This window comes from Kocuria sp. SM24M-10 (assembly GCF_001027955.1).
In the GTDB taxonomy this organism is placed as follows: Bacteria; Actinomycetota; Actinomycetes; order Actinomycetales; family Micrococcaceae; genus Kocuria; species Kocuria oceani.
The window spans coordinates 24,020-42,464 of sequence record NZ_LDNX01000132.1; the positions used below are offsets into that span (position 1 = coordinate 24,020).

At 71.7% G+C, this 18,445-nt stretch carries 17 protein-coding genes, 1 tRNA gene and 1 riboswitch; of the genes, 9 read left to right on the plus strand and 9 right to left on the minus strand.

The features are described 5' to 3' along the window. Positions 1 to 74: 74 nt before the first annotated feature. Positions 75 to 196, minus strand: a riboswitch (TPP riboswitch). Between the two features lie 232 nt (positions 197 to 428). The 7 genes from ABL57_RS15880 to ABL57_RS15910 are packed head-to-tail and all read right to left on the minus strand — an operon-like array spanning position 429 to position 7,509. Further along, on the minus strand, positions 429 to 707 hold the full coding sequence (locus tag ABL57_RS15880; RefSeq protein WP_047804449.1) for a DUF4235 domain-containing protein: 279 nt from the start codon (positions 705 to 707) through the stop codon (positions 429 to 431). 57 nt (positions 708 to 764) lie between these two features. Further along, positions 765 to 1,238, minus strand: coding sequence for a monovalent cation/H(+) antiporter subunit G (mnhG, locus tag ABL57_RS23165; protein WP_371212488.1), 474 nt, complete (start codon positions 1,236 to 1,238; stop codon positions 765 to 767). Positions 1,239 to 1,243: 5 nt separating this feature from the next. Then, complete coding sequence (locus tag ABL57_RS15890; RefSeq protein WP_047804451.1) at positions 1,244 to 1,516, minus strand: monovalent cation/H+ antiporter complex subunit F; 273 nt, start codon at positions 1,514 to 1,516, stop codon at positions 1,244 to 1,246. After that, the gene (locus ABL57_RS15895; protein WP_047804452.1) at positions 1,513 to 2,241 is read right to left on the minus strand and encodes a Na+/H+ antiporter subunit E; all 729 of its coding nucleotides are present in this window, start codon (positions 2,239 to 2,241) and stop codon (positions 1,513 to 1,515) included. Before ABL57_RS15895 ends, ABL57_RS15890 begins: the two co-directional genes overlap by 4 nt. Further along, on the minus strand, positions 2,238 to 3,878 hold the full coding sequence (locus tag ABL57_RS15900; RefSeq protein WP_047804453.1) for a Na+/H+ antiporter subunit D: 1,641 nt from the start codon (positions 3,876 to 3,878) through the stop codon (positions 2,238 to 2,240). Before ABL57_RS15900 ends, ABL57_RS15895 begins: the two co-directional genes overlap by 4 nt. Beyond that, positions 3,875 to 4,402 (minus strand): Na(+)/H(+) antiporter subunit C, encoded by a 528-nt coding sequence (locus ABL57_RS15905; protein WP_047804454.1) that lies wholly within the window; start codon positions 4,400 to 4,402, stop codon positions 3,875 to 3,877. Before ABL57_RS15905 ends, ABL57_RS15900 begins: the two co-directional genes overlap by 4 nt. Next, entirely contained in the window at positions 4,399 to 7,509 is a 3,111-nt protein-coding gene (locus tag ABL57_RS15910; RefSeq protein ID WP_047804455.1) for a Na+/H+ antiporter subunit A, read from the minus strand. The genes ABL57_RS15905 and ABL57_RS15910 overlap by 4 nt, the downstream gene beginning before the upstream one ends. A 272-nt stretch (positions 7,510 to 7,781) precedes the next feature. Between ABL57_RS15910 and ABL57_RS15915 the strand changes: the two genes are divergently transcribed. Next, positions 7,782 to 9,131 (plus strand): MFS transporter, encoded by a 1,350-nt coding sequence (locus ABL57_RS15915; RefSeq protein WP_047804456.1) that lies wholly within the window; start codon positions 7,782 to 7,784, stop codon positions 9,129 to 9,131. Positions 9,132 to 9,233: 102 nt separating this feature from the next. Here ABL57_RS15915 and dcd read toward each other — a convergent pair whose 3' ends face one another. After that, a complete protein-coding gene (dcd, locus tag ABL57_RS15920; RefSeq protein ID WP_047804492.1) occupies positions 9,234 to 9,809 on the minus strand; it encodes a dCTP deaminase in 576 nt (191 codons plus the stop codon). 124 nt (positions 9,810 to 9,933) lie between these two features. Here dcd and ABL57_RS15925 point away from each other — a divergent pair. From ABL57_RS15925 to ABL57_RS15955, 7 genes are all read left to right on the plus strand, one after another. Next, positions 9,934 to 10,004: transfer RNA gene (locus tag ABL57_RS15925), tRNA-Gly, on the plus strand. Positions 10,005 to 10,173: 169 nt separating this feature from the next. After that, positions 10,174 to 10,620, plus strand: a complete 447-nt coding sequence (gene panD / locus ABL57_RS15930; protein WP_047804457.1) for an aspartate 1-decarboxylase — start codon at positions 10,174 to 10,176, stop codon at positions 10,618 to 10,620. Positions 10,621 to 10,731: 111 nt separating this feature from the next. Next, entirely contained in the window at positions 10,732 to 11,658 is a 927-nt protein-coding gene (locus ABL57_RS15935) for an AEC family transporter (RefSeq protein ID WP_047804458.1), read from the plus strand. Between the two features lie 212 nt (positions 11,659 to 11,870). Beyond that, positions 11,871 to 13,193, plus strand: coding sequence for an extracellular solute-binding protein (locus ABL57_RS15940; protein WP_047804459.1), 1,323 nt, complete (start codon positions 11,871 to 11,873; stop codon positions 13,191 to 13,193). After that, on the plus strand, positions 13,190 to 14,182 hold the full coding sequence (locus ABL57_RS15945) for a carbohydrate ABC transporter permease (protein ID WP_047804460.1): 993 nt from the start codon (positions 13,190 to 13,192) through the stop codon (positions 14,180 to 14,182). Before ABL57_RS15940 ends, ABL57_RS15945 begins: the two co-directional genes overlap by 4 nt. 4 nt (positions 14,183 to 14,186) lie before the next feature. Further along, positions 14,187 to 15,020, plus strand: a complete 834-nt coding sequence (locus tag ABL57_RS15950) for a carbohydrate ABC transporter permease (RefSeq protein ID WP_047804461.1) — start codon at positions 14,187 to 14,189, stop codon at positions 15,018 to 15,020. Between the two features lie 52 nt (positions 15,021 to 15,072). Beyond that, positions 15,073 to 16,332 carry an ABC transporter ATP-binding protein gene (locus ABL57_RS15955; protein WP_047804462.1) on the plus strand — a complete coding sequence of 420 codons (1,260 nt, stop codon included), beginning with the start codon at positions 15,073 to 15,075 and terminating at the stop codon, positions 16,330 to 16,332. Between the two features lie 79 nt (positions 16,333 to 16,411). Here the strand turns inward: ABL57_RS15955 and ABL57_RS15960 are convergent, their stop codons facing one another. Then, entirely contained in the window at positions 16,412 to 17,062 is a 651-nt protein-coding gene (locus tag ABL57_RS15960) for a hypothetical protein (RefSeq protein ID WP_047804463.1), read from the minus strand. 306 nt (positions 17,063 to 17,368) lie between these two features. Between ABL57_RS15960 and ABL57_RS15965 the strand changes: the two genes are divergently transcribed. Next, positions 17,369 to 18,349 carry a hypothetical protein gene (locus ABL57_RS15965; RefSeq protein WP_047804464.1) on the plus strand — a complete coding sequence of 327 codons (981 nt, stop codon included), beginning with the start codon at positions 17,369 to 17,371 and terminating at the stop codon, positions 18,347 to 18,349. Positions 18,350 to 18,445 lie beyond the last annotated feature (96 nt).

The following is an 18,445-nucleotide window of genomic DNA, read 5'->3' on the forward strand; positions in this document are numbered from 1 at the left end:
GGGCTCAGCGAGCCATCGGTGCCAGGAGGGGAGGGGTCCGCGCGGACACGGATGGAGCTCACGTCCGCGAGTCGCCCCTGAGGTGCTCGACTCCCTTCGCCGGTGCTAACCGGAGCAGGTTCGAGGGTCTGCGGTGATCCGCACTCTCAGCGCTGTGCCGCCGTTGTCGGCGGGGTGCGCTCCCCTGTCGTTTCAGTGGCACCGAGTCTACCCCTCCCCTGCCCGCACCGCCGCACGCACTGACATCCGGACCGTCGCCTGGACTGTCGCCGGTGCTGCCGCCGGCACGTCCGCCGTTCCGTTCCTGCCCGCGGGGAGTCCGGCGCTCCTCCCGCGGCGCGTCCGCCGGACGGCGAAGGGGCCGGTCCGCCCGGACACCGTTGCGGTGTCCGGGCGGACCGGCCCCTTCGTGAGGTGGTCCCCGGGGATCAGACCTCGGCCTGGCTGGAGGCCTTGGGGTTGTTCCGGGGCTGGTTCTCCATCTTCGCGACCTGGCGGGAGATCGCGACCTTGATCACCGTGCCGACGAGGCCGGTGACGAGCGACCAGATGATGATGCCGGTCCACGCCTCGTCCGGGTCCGGGTTCTTGGCGGGGGGCGGGTCCCCCGTGATGCGCGTCCACGCGGCGCCGAGCACCTTGTGGGAGAGCGCCACGCCGCCCAGCGAGAGGCCGGTGCCGGCGAGTTCGAGGATCTTCGTGTTCATGGACTGCTGCTCCTTGTCGTCGGGGCGGCGCGGATGCGCCCGTCGATCGTGCCCAGCCTAACGCGTCCTCCCGGATCCGTCAGTCTGCTGTCCGTCGGCGTGCTGCCCGTCCGCGCCCGGCGGGTCGGTGAGGGCCGCGTCGGTGAGGGCCGCCCCGGCCGCGGCCTGCCCGCCGCCGTCCTGCTCACCGGCACGGTTGAGCACCTCCTGCAGGTCGTCCTGCGTGAGGGTGGCCCGGTTGAGGTGCTTGGTGCGGTAGGTGGAACGGCCGACCATGTGCGCCGAGACGGGCACGGTGAGCAGCTGGAAGACCCAGCCCAGGATGATCAGCGGGATCATGACCGGGTCCCGGTTCTCCAGGGCGACGGCGGTGAGCATGAGCAGCAGCCCGAACACCTGCGGCTTGGTCCCGGCGTGCATGCGGGTCAGCAGGTCCGGGAACCGGACCAGCCCGATCGCCGCGGCCAGGGACATCAGCGCTCCGAGGACCAGGCACACGGCGGCGGCGGCGTCCAGGACGGTGTCCAGCACGGGGCTCACTTCCCGTGCTCGGCGGTCTGGGTGGCGAAGCGCGCCACCGTCACGGCGCCGATGAACCCCACCAGGGAGACGATCACCATGAGGATGAGGTTGTCGAGATGGCCGTGGTAGGCCATCTCCACGGCGAGCGACGCCGCCACGATCGCCAGCAGGACGTCGGTGGCCACCACCCGGTCCAGCAGCGACGGCCCCTTGGCCAGCCGGTACAGGGTGCCCGCGGCGGCCGTGCTGAGCAGCACGGCCGCGACGGCCACGGCGATCTCCATCACGAGCGGTCCTCCTCGGTGGTCTGGGGGTTCTCGGCGGCCCGAGGATTCTCAGTGGTTCCGGTGTTCCCGGTGGACCCGGCGGGGACGTCTCCTCGCCGGCCGCCGACGATCTGCTGCTCGGCCGTGACCGGGGAGCCGATCGCCGCGCTGTCCCGCTGCTCGGACTCCGCCGCGCCTCCCCCGCGGCGTTCGGCCCGCAGGGCGGTGAGCTCCTCCCGGGTGCCCATGATGCGGATCCACGCGGCCTCGACCTGCCGCACGGAGCGCCGGAAGGACTCGGCCTCCTCGGGGGTGCGGACGTTGAGCGCGTGGAAGTAGAGCGTCCACCGGGAGCGGTCCACCTCCACGAGGATGGAGCCCGGGATCAGGGCCATGGTGTGGCCGGTGGCGGTGAGCAGCAGGTCCGAGCGCGTGCGCAGCTCCACGCCCACGACCGCGTTGCGGGCCCGCGGGCCCACGAGGATCGCGACGAGCATGACGCCCACGCTGGCCTTGGCGACCTGCCACACGAAGGTCACGGCGAAGAGGGCGAACTGCAGCAGGTTGAACCGGCCCGAGAGCTGCACCGGGGGCAGGTAGAGCACCCAGGTCACGAGCAGTGCCAGCAGCGCGCCGAACAGCAGGTTGCCCAGGCCGAAGTCGCCCCACAGGGCACCCCAGACGAGCACGAGCCACACCAGCAGCGGCAGCTCGACGAGCAGGGAGTTCTTGGGGCGCGAGCTCACGGGGCCTCCTCCACCACGGGGCGGGGAACCGATCCGGGGTCCAGCACGGCCGCGACGTAGCGCTCGGGACGGACGAGGTTCTCGGCCGCGTTGTCCGCGAGCTGGAAGATCGGGCCGGCGAAGACGGTGAGGGCCACGCCGACGACGACGAGCGCGGAGGCGCCGCCGAGCATGGAGGGCGACATCAGCCGCACGTCGCCCTTGCCGGCGAACTGCCCTTCCTGGTCGTCGACGGACCCGGAGGTCAGGAGGAAGCGCGAGCCCGCCGGGACCGGGGCCAGCAGGATCGGGTCCGGGTACTCCGCGTCCTCCGGGGTGCGCAGGAACACGCGGTTCCACACGCGGATCATGGCCAGCAGGGTCAGCAGGGACACCGCCACGGAGCCCGCCACCAGGACGTAGGCGAGCGGGTCGCCCCGGTTCACACCGGCCTGCAGCAGCCCCGTCTTGCCGAGGAAGCCGGAGAACGGCGGGATGCCGCCCAGGTTCAGCGCGGGCACCAGGTAGAGCAGCGCCAGCAGCGGCGAGATCCTGGCCATGCCCGCGAGCCGGTCCACGTTCGTGGATCCGCCGCGGCGCTCGATCAGCCCGGCCACCAGGAACAGGCTGGTCTGGATCACGATGTGGTGGGCCACGTAGTAGACCGTGGCGGAGAGCGCCTCCTGGCTGCCCACGGCCACCCCGAAGATCATGTAGCCGATGTGGCTGATGAGGGTGAAGGACAGCATGCGCTTGATGTCGATCTGGGCGAGCGCGCCCAGGATGCCCACCACCATGGTGAGCAGCGCGACCCACATCAGCAGGGTGTCGAGCCGGTCCCCCGGGAACAGCACGGTCTCCGTGCGGATGATCGAGTAGACGCCCACTTTGGTCAGCAGCCCGGCGAACACGGCGGTGACGGGGGCGGAGGCCGTCGGGTAGGAGTCCGGCAGCCAGAAGGACAGCGGGAACACCGCCGCCTTGATGCCGAAGGCGATGAGCAGCATGACGTGCAGCTGCATCTGGGTGCCCACCGGCAGGTCGGCGAGCTTCACGGAGAGGTCGGCCATGTTGATGGTGCCCGTGGCCGCGTAGATCATGGCGATGGTGATCAGGAAGAGCACCGAGGAGATCACGGAGACCACCACGTAGGTGACGCCCGTGCGGATCCGCTGGACCGTTCCGCCCATCGTCATGAGGACGTAGGACGCGGTGAGCAGGATCTCGAAGCCCACGTACAGGTTGAACAGGTCACCCGCGAGGAAGGCGTTGGAGACCCCGGCCACGAGGATGAGGAAGGAGGGGTGGAAGATCGAGATCGGGCCCTCCTTGTCGCCGTCGGCCACGCCCTGCCCGCTGGCGTAGACCAGCACCGCGAGCGAGACGACCGTGGAGACCACGAGCATCAGCGAGGAGAGCTGGTCGACGACCATGACGATGCCCCAGGGCGCCGCCCAGCCGCCCAGGTGGACGGCCTGGGGACCGACGTCCCACGTGCTCACCAGCACCACGGCCTCGACCACGAGGGTGAGCACCAGCGAACCGATCGCCACGGCGCGCTGCAGGGCGTTGCGCCGCAGCAGCACGAGGCTCAGGGCCGCGCCCAGGAAGGGGATGATGACCGCCAGCGGGGCCAGCTGGGCGAGGTGGAGGGTCATCGGGCCCCCTTCCGCCGGGGCCCGGGGAGACCGGGCGTCTCGAGGTCCTCGCCGAGGTCCTCCCCGGGGTCGCCATCGGGGTCGTCGTCGCGGTCGTCGCGGCGGGGCGCCTCCTCGAACTCGGTCGTCTCGGCGGGCACCTCGGCGTCGTCCTCCAGGTCGTAGGAGGACTGCCGGGCCACGCGCCGGTCCTCCACATCGTCCTGGATCTCGTCGCGGCGGCCGAGCACCCAGGAGCGGTAGATCATCCCGAGCAGGAACGCGGTGACGGCCAGCGAGATGACGATGGCGGTGAGGATCAGCGCCTGGGGCAGCGGGTCGCTGTAGTCCTCCGCGGCGATCGAGCTGTCGTAGAGCGGAGCGAGTCCGGGGATGCCGCCCGCGTGCAGGATCAGCAGGTTCGTGCCGTTGGTGAGCAGCATCAGTCCCAGCAGCACCCGGGTGAGCGAGCGCTCGAGCAGGAGGTACACCCCCACGGCGTAGAGCACGCCCATCACGACCAGCAGGGTCAGGTTCACGCTCATCGGTGCTCGTTCCCTTCGTCGGGCCCCGCCCCGGCAGTCGTGACCGGGGTGGGTGAGGTCGCCGACGTCGCCACGGACGACCCCGCGGTCACCCGGCGCTGCCGGGTGACCCTGATGCGGGTGCCGCGTCCGGGCGTCCTCCGGCGCCGGCGCACGGCGTCCTCCTCGATCCGCTCGTCGATCCGCCCGCCCAGCGAGCGCAGGATGTCGAGGACGAGCCCGACGACGATCAGGTAGACCGCGATGTCGAAGACCAGTGCGGACACGAACTTCTCGTGCCCGAAGACCGGCAGCTCCACCTCCACGGTGTAGCTCTGCATCACGGAGCCGCCCAGGAACACCGGGGTGAGGGCGTAGAGGGCGGCGAGCGCCAGCCCCGTCCCCAGCATCGTGCCGGCGTTGATGGGAGTGGCGCGCTCCAGCTCGAAGCGCCCGCCCGCGAGATAGCGCACGGTCAGGGCCAGTCCGGCCATGAGCCCGCCGGAGAACCCGCCGCCCGGGTCGTTGTGCCCGGCGATCAGCAGGTAGAGGGAGACCATCATGAACGTGTGGAAGAGCAGGCGGGTGACCACCTCGAAGACGATCGAGCGCCGCTCGGGCGCCAGGGTCCGCCCCGCCAGCAGGTAGGGGTCCTCCGGGTCCTCGGGGGTGCGCCGGTCGACCACGGCGTCCAGCTCCGCGCCGGACGGGACCACGGCCGCGGCGCTGCGCCGGCGCAGGATCCGCAGCTGCTCGGTGTTCGGGTCGTCGCCGGAGCGCACGATCCGGTCCCCGCGGCCGGTGACGAAGATCAGGGACGCCACACCGGTCGCGGCGAGCACCAGCACGGAGATCTCCCCGAAGGTGTCCCACGCCCGGATGTCCACCAGGATGACGTTGACCACGTTCTGCCCGTCGCCCAGCTCGTAGGCCATCCGCGGCAGCTGCAGGGAGATGGGCTCGGCCGTGCGCGAGGAGATGCTGAAGGCCGCCAGGGCCATCATGAACAGCCCGAAGGCCACCGCGATGGTGCCGCGCAGGAGCCGGCGCCCGGCGGGGTTGCGGTGCCACAGCGGCGCGGGCAGCGAGCGCAGCGCCAGCACGAACGCCACGAGCAGGATGGTCTCCACGAGCGTCTGGGTCAGGGCGAGGTCCGGGGCCCCCTGCAGGGCGAACATCAGCGCCAGGCCGTAGCCGGTGACCGAGACCAGGAGCACGGCCAGGAAGCGCTTCTTCGCCAGGGGCACCAGCAGGGCCGCCACGACCATGGCCGCCCCGGCGATCAGCTGGGCCGGGCCGTCCGAGAGCCGCAGGGTGCCCAGCGGCGGGGTCTCCTCCACGACCAGGGCCACGAGGGGCACCACGATCGCGGTGACGAGGATGACCGAGAGGTAGAACATCAGCGATCCGCGCTGGGTGCGCCCGGTGATCCACACCGCGACCAGGTCCAGGACGTTGATGGTCCGCCGGTAGAGGAGCTCTCCGGGCGGCAGCGAGGGCAGCGCGCGCTGGAGATCGGCGACAGGGCGCCGGGCCAGGAACATGAGCAGCCCGCCCGCGACGATGACCGCCGACAGGCCCAGGGCCGGGGTGAGTCCGTGCCACAGGGCGAGGTAGAACTCGTGCCCGCCCGGGTCGGGGAACTGGTCCACGTAGGGCTGGAGCATGGCGGTGACCGGCTGCGGCCAGAGCCCGTAGGCCACGGTGAGGACGGCGAGCACGAGCGGGGCGGCCAGGAAGCCGGGCTCGACGCGCTCCATGTCGCTGATCACGGCCTTGCCGTCCGCCCCGGCGTCGAGCTCGGAGAACTCCGCGGACTTCTGCGCGAAGCCGCCCCACAGGAAGCGGGCGCTGTAGGCGAAGGTCAGCACCGAGCCGAGCACCAGCCCGGCGAGCACCACGACCCCCGCCGCGCTGTCCGTCTCGTGGGTGAACGCGGCCAGCACCGACTCCTTGGCCACGAAGCCCGCCAGCGGCGGCAGCCCGGCCATGGAGGCGGCGGCCACGGCGGAGACGGCGAACAGCACGGGCACGCGGCGGGCCAGGCCGGAGAGCCGCCGGATGTCCCGGGTGCCCGCCCGGTGGTCGATGATGCCGACCACGAGGAACAGCGTGGCCTTGAACAGGCCGTGGGCCAGGAGCATGGCCATGCCGGCCTGCGCGGTGTCGGCCGCGCCCCGGCCCACGACGACGACGAGGAAGCCGAGCTGGCTGACGGTGCCGTAGGCGAGGACGAGCTTGAGGTCGTACTGCTTCAGCGCGGCCCAGCCGCCGAAGATCATGGTGCCCAGGCCCAGGATCATCACCGTGGGCTGCCACAGCGCCGTCTCGGCGTAGCCGGGGGCGAACCGGGCCACCAGGTACACGCCGGCCTTGACCATGGCGGCGGCGTGCAGGTACGCGGACACGGGCGTGGGCGCGGCCATCGCGGCGGGCAGCCAGAAGTGCAGCGGGATCAGGGCGGACTTGGTCACGGCGCCGACGAGGAGCAGGAACACCGCCACGTCCACCACGGTGCCGCGCTGGGCCAGCTCGGGGGCCGCCGCGAGCACCTCGGAGATCCGGTAGGTGCCGGCGGCCTGGCCCAGCATCACGATGCCCACGAGCATGGACAGTCCGCCGGCCGTGGTCAGCACGAGCGCCTGCAGGGCCGCGCGCCGGGCGGACAGCCGGGCCCGGCTGTAGCTGATGAGCAGGAAGGACAGGACGGTGGTGATCTCCCAGAAGACGAACAGCACCAGCATGTCGTCGGCGGTCACCAGCCCGAACATGGCCCCGGCGAAGGCGAGCAGCTGGGCTCCGAAGCCCCCGAGATCACCGGCGCCGGGCTTGAAGTAGCGGGCGCAGTAGAAGAGGACGAGGGACCCGGCCCCGAGCACGAGCAGGGACATGGTCCACGCCAGGGCGTCCATCCGCAGGGCCAGGTCCAGTCCCAGGGAGGGGATCCACTCCACCGCCTCGGTCCACCCGCCGTCCGGGCCGTACACCCGCGGGGCGGAGAACAGCAGCCACAGGAACCCGGCGAGGGGAACCGCAGCCAGCAGGTAGAAGGCGCTGCGTCCCATCCGCGCGAACAGCAGGGGCGCGACCGTGGCCACCACTGCGTGGAGCAGGAGCACAACGGTCATCAGGCGCCTCCGGGGAGCGGTGAGCAGTTCAGCGGGCGGGCGTCGAGGGGCCCGGACGCGGGGCACGGAGGACCTGTGCGAGCACGGGGATGCCGGGGCGCGCCCGGGGCGTCCAGACTATCAAAGGGGCTCTGCGGCCCTCCGCGGTTGCCCGCGGCCGAGACCTGGACGCTCCCGGTCAATCCGCTGGGCAATCGCTCCGCAGCGCCGGGATGCGCGGTCCCGGCGAGGCCGACGCCCCGGCGGGGCACCGCGGGCCTAGCATGACTGCCATGGACACCGCGCCCCCTGGTTCCCCCTCCCCTCCGTCCGCGCCGCCCGCGGCCCCCTTCACGCCGCGCCGCTCCCACGTGTGGGCCTGGAGCCTGTGGGACGCCGGCTCCGCGGCCTTCAACGCCGTGATGACCACGTTCGTTTTCACCGTCTATCTCACCGGCGACCCGTTCGGCGGGGAGGACCACGCCTCCCAGGTGCTGGGGTACGGGATCGGCGCCGCGGGCGTCGTCGTGGCGCTGCTCGCCCCCGTGGTCGGGCAGCGCAGCGACGGCGCCGGGCGCCGGAAGCTGTGGCTGGGCGTCAACACGATGCTCACCGCGCTGCTCACCGCGCTGTGCTTCCTGGTCTACCCGGAGTACCCGTTCCTCTACCTGGGCGTGGCGCTGCTGGCTCTGGCCAACGTCTTCGACGAGTTCGCGGTGGTCAACTACAACGCGATGCTCCCCGGCATCGCGGGCCGCGAGCACATCGGCCGGGTGAGCGGGCAGGGCTGGGCGCTGGGCTACTTCGGCGGGATCGTGGCCCTGTCCATCGTCCTGTTCGGCTTCGTGAGCCCGGGGTTCCTCGGCCTGCCCGAGGAGGAGGCGCTCAACATCCGGGCCGTCGCACTGTTCTCGGGCCTGTGGATCGCCCTGTTCTCGATCCCCGTCCTGTTCGTGGTGCCCGAGATCCGCCCCACGCACCGGGGCCCGCGCCCGTCCGTGCTCCGGTCCTACCGGCAGCTGTGGGCGAGCCTGCGGGAGCTGTACCGGGACGCCCCGCAGACGCTGTGGTTCCTGCTCTCCTCCGCGGTGTTCCGGGACGGGCTCAACGCCGTGTTCACGTTCGGCGGCGTGATCGCGGCCGGGACCTTCGGCTTCACCCTCACCGAGGTCATCGTCTTCGCGATCGTCGGGAACGTGGCCGCCGGTGTGGGAGCGCTCGCGGGCGGACAGCTCGACGACCGGGTGGGCCCCAAGCGCGTCATCGTGGCGTCCCTGGTCTGCATCCTGCTGGCGGGCACCCCGCTGCTGTTCCTGGACGGCACCGCCGCGTTCTGGGTCTGCGGGCTGCTGCTGTGCCTGTTCGTGGGTCCGGCGCAGTCGGCCTCCCGGACGTTCCTGGGCAGGCTCACCCGCACGGGCCACGAGGGCGCCCTGTACGGCCTCTACGCCACCACCGGCCGGGCCGTGAGCTTCCTGGCACCCACCCTGTTCGCCGTGTTCGTCTCCGTGCTCGGCGCCCAGCGCTGGGGGATCCTGGGCATTCTCCTGGTGATCGGCGCGGGCCTGCTCCTGCTCCTCGGCGCCCGTGACCCCGAGCGCGTCCGGGACCTCGGCGGCGCCGGGACCACGCGGCGCGCCTGAGCCGCGGCGCGGAACCGATCACCGCAGCGCCGCCCACGGTGCGCGGCGGGGCAGGGAGCCGGTGCGCGGACGGACCCGGCGCGAGGACGGGGGCGCCGGGCCTCAGATGCGGGTGCGGGAGAACCCGAGGTGGCTGCGCGAGGCCGTCGGGCCGCGCTGCCCCTGGTACCGGTTGGCGTAGGCGCCGTCCCCGTACGGGTGCTCCGCGGGCGAGGACAGCCGGAAGAAGCACAGCTGCCCGATCTTGGAGCCGGGCCACAGCTTGATGGGCAGCGTCGCCATGTTGGAGAGCTCGAGCGTGACGTGCCCCGAGAAGCCCGGGTCGATGAACCCGGCGGTGGAGTGCGTCAGCAGCCCCAGCCGCCCCAGGGAGGACTTGCCCTCCAGCCGGGCGGCGATGTCGTCCGGGAGGCTCACCTTCTCGTAGGTGGAGCCCAGGACGAACTCCCCGGGGTGGAGCACGAAGGCCTCCTCCGGGTCGACCTCCACGAGGCGCGTGAGCTCCGGCTGCTCCACCGAGGGGTCGATGTGCGCGTACTTGTGGTTGTCGAAGAGCCGGAACCAGCGGTCCAGCCGCACGTCGATGCTGGCCGGCTGGATCAGGGCGGGGTCGTAGGGCTCGAGGACGACCCGGCCACCGTCGAGCTCACGGCGGATGTCGCGGTCAGAGATCAGCACGGTCCCCAAGGTAGCGCACGCCGCTCCCCCGGGCCCTGTTCCCCGGTCCTGCCCGGCCCCGGCAGATCGTGTACAGTGTTGTGGTGTCCCCGTCCGGTGCACGCACCGGACGGATCACGGATGCGCGGCTGTAGCTCAATGGTAGAGCGCACGCTTCCCAAGCCTGATACGCGGGTTCGATTCCCGTCAGCCGCTCTCGCACCGAACGCCCCGCGCCCCCACGGCCGGGGCGTTCGTCGTGCCCGGGGCGGCCCCGGTAGAATGTTCTCGCGCCCCGGCCCTCCCCGGACCCCGGCGTCCGACGCTCCGGCGCCCGACCGGAGCCGCACCCCGCACCCCGCCCACGAGGAGCAGATCTCCCGTCATGCTGCGCACCATGTTCAAGGCCAAGATCCACCGGGCCGTCGTGACCCAGGCCGATCTCCACTACGTCGGCTCGGTCACCGTGGACCAGGACCTCCTGGACGCCGCCGACATCCTGCCGGGCGAGCTCGTCTCCATCGTGGACGTCACCAACGGCGCCCGGCTGGAGACCTACACCATCGCCGGCGAGCGCGGCTCCGGCGTCGTCGGGATCAACGGCGCCGCCGCGCACCTCGTGCACCCCGGCGACATCGTCATCCTCATCAGCTACGCCCAGATGGACGACGCCGAGGCGCGCGTCCACGTGCCCCGCGTGGTGCACGTGGACGCGCAGAACCGGATCGCCGACCTCGGCGCGGATCCCGCCGAGGCCCTGCTCGACGGCGTCGCCCGCCCCCCGCTCTCCCGGACCCTCGCCGCGGCGCGGGCCGACCTGCCGCTCGGCTGACGCGACCGTCGCCGCCCGTCCTCGGGGACGTCCTGTCCGGAGGGCCCTCCGCCATGGGATAGAACTGTAGGGGCCCGATCCCGCGGGTCCCGACAGTCCGAGGAGGAACCCGTGGCCGGAGTGTTCTCGGGGTTCTTCATCGTGTGGGCCGTCATCGGCGCCGGATACGTGGTGGGCCGCCGCCGGGTGCTGGGGCCGCAGGGGCAGCTGGTGCTGAGCAAGTTCGCCTTCTACGTGGCCAGCCCGCCGCTGCTGTTCCTCACCATCTCCGAGGCCGACATCGGCCGCCTGCTCTCCGCCCCCCTGCTGGTGGCGGCCGTCTCGGCGGTGGCCACCGCCCTCGTGCACGCCGGGCTCGCCCGGTGGGTGCTGCACCGGGACGCGGCGACCACCGTGATGGGCGCCCAGGCCGCCTCCCAGGTGAACTCCGCCAACCTCGGCATCCCGATCGCCACGTTCGTGCTCGGGGACGCGACCATGGTGGTGCCGGTCATCCTGTTCCAGCTGGCCCTGAACACCCCCGTTTACCTGACGATCATGGACGTCCTGACCGACGGCCGCCGGCCGAGCCTCGGCAGCATCCTGGGCAACGTGGTGACCAACCCGATGATCATGGGCTCCGGGCTCGGGATCCTGTTCGCGGTGGCCGGCTGGCGGCTGCCCGAGGTCGTGCACGAACCGGTGGAGCTGGTGGCCGGGGCCTCCATCCCCGCGATGCTGATGGCCTTCGGCGTCTCCCTGGTGGGCGCCTCCCCGCTGCGGGCCGGGACGAGCCCGCGCCGGGACGTGGTGCTCGCCGCCGCGCTGAAGCTGCTGCTGCACCCGGTGCTGGCCTTCCTGTTCGCCCGCTACGCCCTGGGCCTGGAGGGGCACCTGCTCTACGCCGTGGTGGTGATGGCGGCGCTGCCCACCGCCCAGAACATCTACGTCGCGGCCGTGCGCTACGGGAGGGCCGAGCAGCTGTGCCGCGACACGGTGCTGCTCACCACGGTCGTGGCCATGCTGACCATGGCCGGCGTGGCCCTGCTCCTCGCCTGACCCGCGGCGCGGCACCCCGCCCGCGCAGTCCGCGCCCGTTCGCAAAACCACAGGTTACTGGTCTGTGACGTACCGCACTCATAGACTGAAGCTCCGCGCAGGGGTGGTCACCCGGCAGCACGCACCACCGACCGTCCCGCCGAGCAGGTCCCACCGGACCCTTTCGGCGCCCCTCGCGGGCCGCCACATCGCCGAAGGGGAGGAACAGACCGTTGACCACCACCTCACACCCCCACAGGGCCCCCGGGAGGCGACGGCGCAGCGCTGCCGCCGCCCTGGGCGCCGTGGGCGCCCTGATCCTGACGGGATGCGGTGACGCCGACGCCGGCGGCACCCCCACCCTCACCTGGTACATCAACCCCGACGCCGGCGGGCAGGCGGAGCTGGCCCAGCGGTGCTCGGAGAAGTCCGGGGGCCGCTACAACATCGAGACCTCGTTGCTGCCGCGCGACGCCGCGTCCCAGCGCGAGCAGCTCGCCCGGCGTCTCGCGGCCGGGGACACGTCGATGGACATCATGAGCCTGGACCCGCCCTTCATCCCCGAGCTGGCCGAGCCGGGCTTCCTGGCCCCCGTGCCCGGCGACGTCGAGGAGGCCACCACCCAGGACGTCCTGGCCGGTCCCCTCGAGGGCGCGAAGTGGAAGGACGAGCTGGTGTCGGTGCCCTTCTGGGCCAACACGCAGCTGCTCTGGTACCGGGAGTCCGTGGCGGAGGCCGCCGGCCTGAACATGGACGAGCCGGTGACCTGGAAGCAGATCATGGACGCCGCCCGGGAGCAGGACAAGTACCTGGGCGTGCAGGGCACCTCGGCCGAGTCGATGACCGTGTGGGTGAACGGCCTGATCAAGTCCGCCGGCGGCGACATCATCGAGAACCCGGAGGCCCCGGCCGACGAGATCGTGATCGGCATGGACTCGGAGGCCGCGCAGCAGGCGGCCGAGATCGTGGGCACCATCGGCCGTGACGGGCTCGGCGGGCCGGGCCTGCCGACCTCGGACGAGAACGCCTCGATGATCCAGTTCCAGTCCGACGACGGCTCCTTCATGGTCAACTGGCCCTTCATCTACGCGGCCACCGCAGCGGCCGTGGAGGGCGGGACCGTGGAGCAGTCCATGTTCGAGGACATCGGCTGGGCCCTGTGGCCGCGGGTGAACCCGGACGAGCCCTCCGCTCCCCCGCTGGGCGGGATCAACCTGGGCGTGGGCGCCACCTCCGAGCACCAGGAGCTGGCGTGGGAGGCGGTGGAGTGCATCGTCCAGCCCGAGAACCAGGCCTACTACTTCGTGAGCAACGGCAACCCGGCCGCGTCCGAGGCCGCCTACGAGGACCCGGAGGTCCGGGAGGCCTTCCCGATGTACGAGACCATCCGCGAGTCCCTCGACCAGGCCGCGCCGCGCCCGCAGACCCCCTACTACAACGAGGTCTCCACCGCCATCCAGCAGCAGTGGACCCCGCCGGCGTCCGTCACCGAGGACACGCCCCGCACGACCGCGGAGTTCATCGAATCCGTCCTGAAGGGAGACCAGCTGCTATGAGCACCGTCGTCAATCCCAACGCGCCCGGCACCGGTCCCCGGGAGGCCGCCCCGGCTCCGGTGAGCGGACGACGCAGCGCGAAGCCGCTCATGTCCGACCGCGCCCGGTCGGAGCGCAAGCTCGGCTGGATGCTCGCCGGCCCGGCGTTCATCGTGATGCTCCTGGTCACCATGTACCCGATCCTGCAGGCCCTGTGGGACTCCCTCTTCTCGTTCCGGCTCACCGACCCGGGGAACAAGGAGTTCATCTTCCTCGGCAACTACGCCACGGTCCTCTCCGACAACGTGTTCTGGCGGGACCTGGGCGTCACCGTGCTGATCACGCTGGTCACCGTGGTCGTGGAGCTGGTCCTGGGCTTCGCCCTGGCGCTCGTGATGAACAACGCGATCCGCAGCACCAAGGGCCTGCTGCGCACCGCGATCCTGGTGCCCTACGGCATCATCACGGTGGTCTCCGCCTTCGCGTGGTTCTACGCGTTCGACATCACCACCGGCTACATCAACAACTGGTTCGACTGGGTCCCGGGCATCGGCCCCGACTTCAACTGGTTCTCGAACACGTGGTCGGCCCTGTTCGTGATCATGGCCTCCGAGATCTGGAAGACCACCCCGTTCATCTCCCTGCTCCTGCTGGCCGGCCTGGCCCAGGTCCCCAGCGAGTACACGGAGGCCGCCCGCGTGGACGGCGCCACGTGGTGGCAGCGGATGTCCCGGGTGATCCTGCCGAACATGAAGGCCGCGATCATGGTGGCCGTCGTGTTCCGCGCGCTGGACGCGTTCCGCATCTTCGACAACATCTTCATCATGACGCAGGGCCAGTACGGCACCGAGACGCTGTCCCTGCTCGCCTACCGCACCTCCATCGGCCGACTGGAGATCGGGCTCGGCTCCGCGATCTCCGTGATCCTGTTCGTGTGCGTGCTGCTCATCGCCTTCGTCGCCATCAAGGTGTTCAAGGTCGACCTCGCCGGCGCCGGGAAGGGAAGGTAATCCCATGACCACCAAGCAGAAGTGGGGCTGGGCCGTCGTCACGGTCCTCGTCCTGTTCTACGCCCTCTTCCCCGTCGCCTCGATCCTCATGACGTCCTTCAAGACGCCGGCGGACCTGACGTCCGGGAAGTTCCTGCCCACCCAGTGGGTCGGGGAGAACTACTCGTCCATCTTCGTGGGCCAGGCCCGTGACCTGTTCGTGCCGTCGCTGATCAACTCGATCGGCATCTGCCTGATCGCCACGGCCATCGCGGTGGTCCTGGCCACGCTGTGCGCCTACGCGATCGCCCGCCTGGACTTCCCCGGCAAGAAGATGATCCTGACGGTCGCCCTGGCGGTGTCCATGTTCCCCGTGGTCTCCATCGTCACCCCGCTGTTCAACCTGTGGCGCCAGATCGGGCTCTACGACACGTGGCCCGGCCTGATCATCCCCTACCTCTCGCTGACCCTGCCGATCTCCATCTGGACCCTGACGGCGTTCTTCCAGCAGATCCCGTGGGACCTGGAACGGGCGGCGCAGGTCGACGGCGCCACCACCTGGCAGGCCTTCCGCAAGGTGATCGTGCCGCTGGCCCTGCCGGGCGTCTTCACCACCGCGATCATCGCGTTCTTCATCGCCTGGAACGACTTCGTCTACGGCATCGGCCTGACCTCCACCGAGGCCGCCCGCCCGGTGCCCGCGGCGCTCGCGTTCTTCACCGGAGCCTCGCAGTTCGAGGACCCGGCGGGCGCGATCTCCGCGGCGGCCATCGTCGTCACCATCCCGGTGGTCCTCCTGGTGCTGCTCTTCCAGCGCCAGATCGTCTCCGGCCTGACCCAGGGCGCGGTCAAGGGCTGAGCCCGCCCTCCGCCCACGCATCTTCCGAACCGAACGAAGGACTGAGTCCCAGATGGCATCCATCACCCTCAACCACCTCGTCAAGAAGTACGGCGACGGCTTCCCCGCGGTCAACGACGTCTCCATCGACATCGCCGACGGCGAGTTCCTGATCCTCGTGGGGCCCTCCGGCTGCGGCAAGTCGACGCTGCTGCGGATGATCGTGGGCCTCGAGGACATCACCTCGGGGGACCTGCTGATCAACGGCCAGCGCGTCAACGAGAAGGAGCCGCGGGAGCGGAACCTCTCGATGGTGTTCCAGAACTACGCGCTGTACCCGCACCTGACCGTGTACGAGAACATCGCGTTCCCGCTGCGGCTGTCCAAGGGCAAGTTCTCCGACGAGGAGATCGACCGCAAGGTGCGCGCCGCGGCCTCGACCCTGGACCTCGACGAGCACCTCGAGCGCAAGCCGGCCAACCTCTCCGGCGGTCAGCGCCAGCGCGTGGCGATGGGCCGGGCCATCGTGCGGGACGCGGACGCGTTCCTGTTCGACGAGCCCCTGTCCAACCTGGACGCCAAGCTGCGCGGGCAGATGCGCACCGAGATCGCGCAGCTGCAGCGGCGGATGGGCATCACCTCCGTGTACGTGACCCACGACCAGACCGAGGCCATGACCCTCGGCGACCGGGTGGCGGTGCTCAAGAAGGGCATCCTGCAGCAGATCGCCTCGCCGCGGGAGCTCTACGAGCAGCCGGCCAACCTGTTCGTGGCGGGGTTCATCGGCTCGCCGTCGATGAACTTCCTCCCCGCGCACGTCCAGGGCAACGTGTTCGGCACCCCGCTGGGCGACATCCCGGTGCCCGACCACGCGGCCGGCAAGATGCCGCCGGACGGCTCCATCGTGCTGCTGGGCCTGCGCCCGGAGCACTTCGAGGACGCCAAGTTCGTGGACGAGGCGATCGCCGCCCGCGGCACGACCTTCGACGCCCGGTTCACCCACACGGAGTGGCTGGGCAACCAGCAGTACGGCTACATCCGGTACCAGCCCGACGAGGGTGTGCAGGCCAAGCTCAACGAGCTGGCGCAGGACCTGGACGCGGACGAGATGCAGCCGCAGCTCGTGGTCTCCCTCGACGCCACGTCCCGCATCCGCGGCGGCGCAGAGGGACGGATCTGGGTCGACACCCGCCGGATGCACGTCTTCGACCCCGAGAACGGGGAAAACCTCACCCGGGACGCGGAGGCCGGCGCCGAGCTGACCCGTGAGGCGGCCGAGGAGCGGCAGGCCGAGATCGAGCGCGCGCGTCAGGAGCTGGCTGCGGCCGGTTGAGCCAGCCCTGCCACCAGGACGAAGGAGCCTGCCCCGGCGTCACCGGGGCAGGCTCCTTCGTCGTGGTGGCTCCCGTCCGTCAGCCCGTGCCGGGCAGGTCCAGCGAGAGCCATACGGCGAGCGCGAGAACGGCGATCACTGCCGCCGAGGACGCGGCCGAGCACAGCCGCTGGTGCCGCAGCCGCCACGGCACCAGCCGCGGCCAGCGCGCGGCGGCCTGTCCGGCCGTGAGCTGCTCCACGTGCGTGCGGGGCGCGTCCAGGGCCTCGGCGACCTCCCCCAGGGCGCGTGCGTCCCACACGTCGCCGTCCAGGGCGAACACGCGGCGGCCCGACCGGTCGGCCGCCCACAGGTGGGGCCGACCGGCGCGCCGCGGGCTGTCGGCCGAGCGGTGCAGGGCGCCGACCGTGACCACGGAGTCGAGCCGTGCGAGCGGCGTGGCCGCGAAGCCCACGGTGCGGGAGCGCAGGAGGTGGCTGTCGGTCCGCACCACGAGCGCGGGGCGCAGCCGCAGCCAGCAGGCCAGGGCGGCCACCAGGACGAGTCCCAGCAGCACGACCGCCACGGCCGGGCCCGGCCGCCGGGACCAGAGCAGCAGCAGGAGCACCGCGCCGGCGAGCATCGGGGCGGAACAGGCGAGCAGGCGCCGGCCGTAGGAGCCCAGCCGCGGGCGGAGCACGGCGCGGACGGGACCGTACTTCTCTGGGACCTGCCGGACGGCATCGGCCATGGGATTCAGCTCCAGACGGGGACGGGGACGGAGAAGGGGCAGCAGAGGAGGACCGGGAACGACGAACGGGGCGGCGAACGGGGCGGCGGGCGACGACGGCGTCGCGGGAGCGTGCACAAGGACGACGCACGGGGACGACGGACAGGGAGAGCGGACAGGGAGAGCGGACAGGGACGGCGCAGGAGAGCACGGCGCGGGAAGGGCCGCGGCACGCCAGCGTACCCGCCCGGGCGGGCCCGTGCGTCCCCGGCCGCCCGCGCGGCCCCGTGGCGGGCGGGCAGGAGGGGGATCGGTTAGCGTGAACGGATGGAGTCCAACGCCCGCGTGCTCAAGGCCCTCGGGGCCTGGCTGTTCCTCGTGCTGCTCGGGGTGGCCGCCGCCGCCGTCACCATCGCCCTGGTCAACAAGTACATGTACGGCCCCGAGACGGACGTGCGGGCCTACTTCGAGGACCTGCAGGACGGCGACGGCGGGCGGGCCCTGGGGCTGCTCAACGCCAGCGTGCCCGAGGCCAACGCCGCGATGCTCGACGGCGACCCGCTGGAGGCCGCGGCCGAGGAGCTCGAGGACCTCGAGGTGTCCACCGTGAGCAACGACGGCGAGCAGGCCGTCGTGCGCGCCGACTACAGCCTCGGCGGCGAGCGGCACAGCTCCGAGTTCAGCCTGCACCCGGTGGACACGCAGTGGGGCTTCTTCACGGTCTGGGCCTTCGACGAGACCCCGCTGCCCACGCTGACGGTCAGCCTGCCGGGCGTGACCTCCGTGGACCTCAACGGCATGTCCGTGGCGCTGCCCGACTCCGCCGGGGAGTTCTCGGCGTTCTTCCCGGGGACCTACACGGCCTCCTACACCTCCGAGCTGGTGGAGGCCGATCCGGTCAGCACCACGCTGACCGCCCCCGGCCAGGAGGCGGAGGTCGTGCTGGAGCCCCGGCCCACCGCGGCCCTCGAGGAGGAGGTGGACCGGCAGCTGAAGGAGCACCTGGACAGCTGTGCCGGGCAGAACACCCTCTTCCCCGCGGGCTGCCCGTTCTCCTACGAGTTCGACGGGCGGGTCCAGGGGGACGTGCGGTGGACGATCGAGTCCTATCCGGACCCGCGGATCGAGGTCGGCACGGAGAGCGGCGGCTGGTCCCTGGAGTCGGCGCGGGGCACCGCGCGGATCGAGTTCGACTCCCTGGACCTGTTCACCGGCGAGGTCGAGCGGCTCGAGCGGACGGTGCCGTTCGAGGTCGCGGCGGGCCTCGCCGTCGACGGCTCGACCGTGCGGGTCACCCCGCGCGGCTGACAGGGCCGCGCGGGACGGACCGGAACGGCGCGCTCCAGGGCGGCCGGCCCCCGAGCGGCAGGCCGCCCAGCGGGAGCCCCGGGGCCGTCCCGGGAC

Excerpts from the sequence above, each read along its gene's own strand:
- ABL57_RS15880 (WP_047804449.1), bottom strand. The coding sequence starts at position 707 with ATGAACACGAAGATCCTCGAACTCGCCGGCACCGGCCTCTCGCTGGGC.
- ABL57_RS15900 (WP_047804453.1), bottom strand. The coding sequence starts at position 3,878 with ATGACCCTCCACCTCGCCCAGCTGGCCCCGCTGGCGGTCATCATCCCC.
- ABL57_RS15905 (WP_047804454.1), bottom strand. The coding sequence starts at position 4,402 with ATGAGCGTGAACCTGACCCTGCTGGTCGTGATGGGCGTGCTCTACGCC.
- ABL57_RS15910 (WP_047804455.1), bottom strand. The coding sequence starts at position 7,509 with ATGACCGTTGTGCTCCTGCTCCACGCAGTGGTGGCCACGGTCGCGCCC.
- ABL57_RS15915 (WP_047804456.1), top strand. The coding sequence starts at position 7,782 with ATGGACACCGCGCCCCCTGGTTCCCCCTCCCCTCCGTCCGCGCCGCCC.
- panD (WP_047804457.1), top strand. The coding sequence starts at position 10,174 with ATGCTGCGCACCATGTTCAAGGCCAAGATCCACCGGGCCGTCGTGACC.
- ABL57_RS15945 (WP_047804460.1), top strand. The coding sequence starts at position 13,190 with ATGAGCACCGTCGTCAATCCCAACGCGCCCGGCACCGGTCCCCGGGAG.
- ABL57_RS15950 (WP_047804461.1), top strand. The coding sequence starts at position 14,187 with ATGACCACCAAGCAGAAGTGGGGCTGGGCCGTCGTCACGGTCCTCGTC.
- ABL57_RS15955 (WP_047804462.1), top strand. The coding sequence starts at position 15,073 with ATGGCATCCATCACCCTCAACCACCTCGTCAAGAAGTACGGCGACGGC.
- ABL57_RS15960 (WP_047804463.1), bottom strand. The coding sequence starts at position 17,062 with ATGGCCGATGCCGTCCGGCAGGTCCCAGAGAAGTACGGTCCCGTCCGC.
- ABL57_RS15965 (WP_047804464.1), top strand. The coding sequence starts at position 17,369 with ATGGAGTCCAACGCCCGCGTGCTCAAGGCCCTCGGGGCCTGGCTGTTC.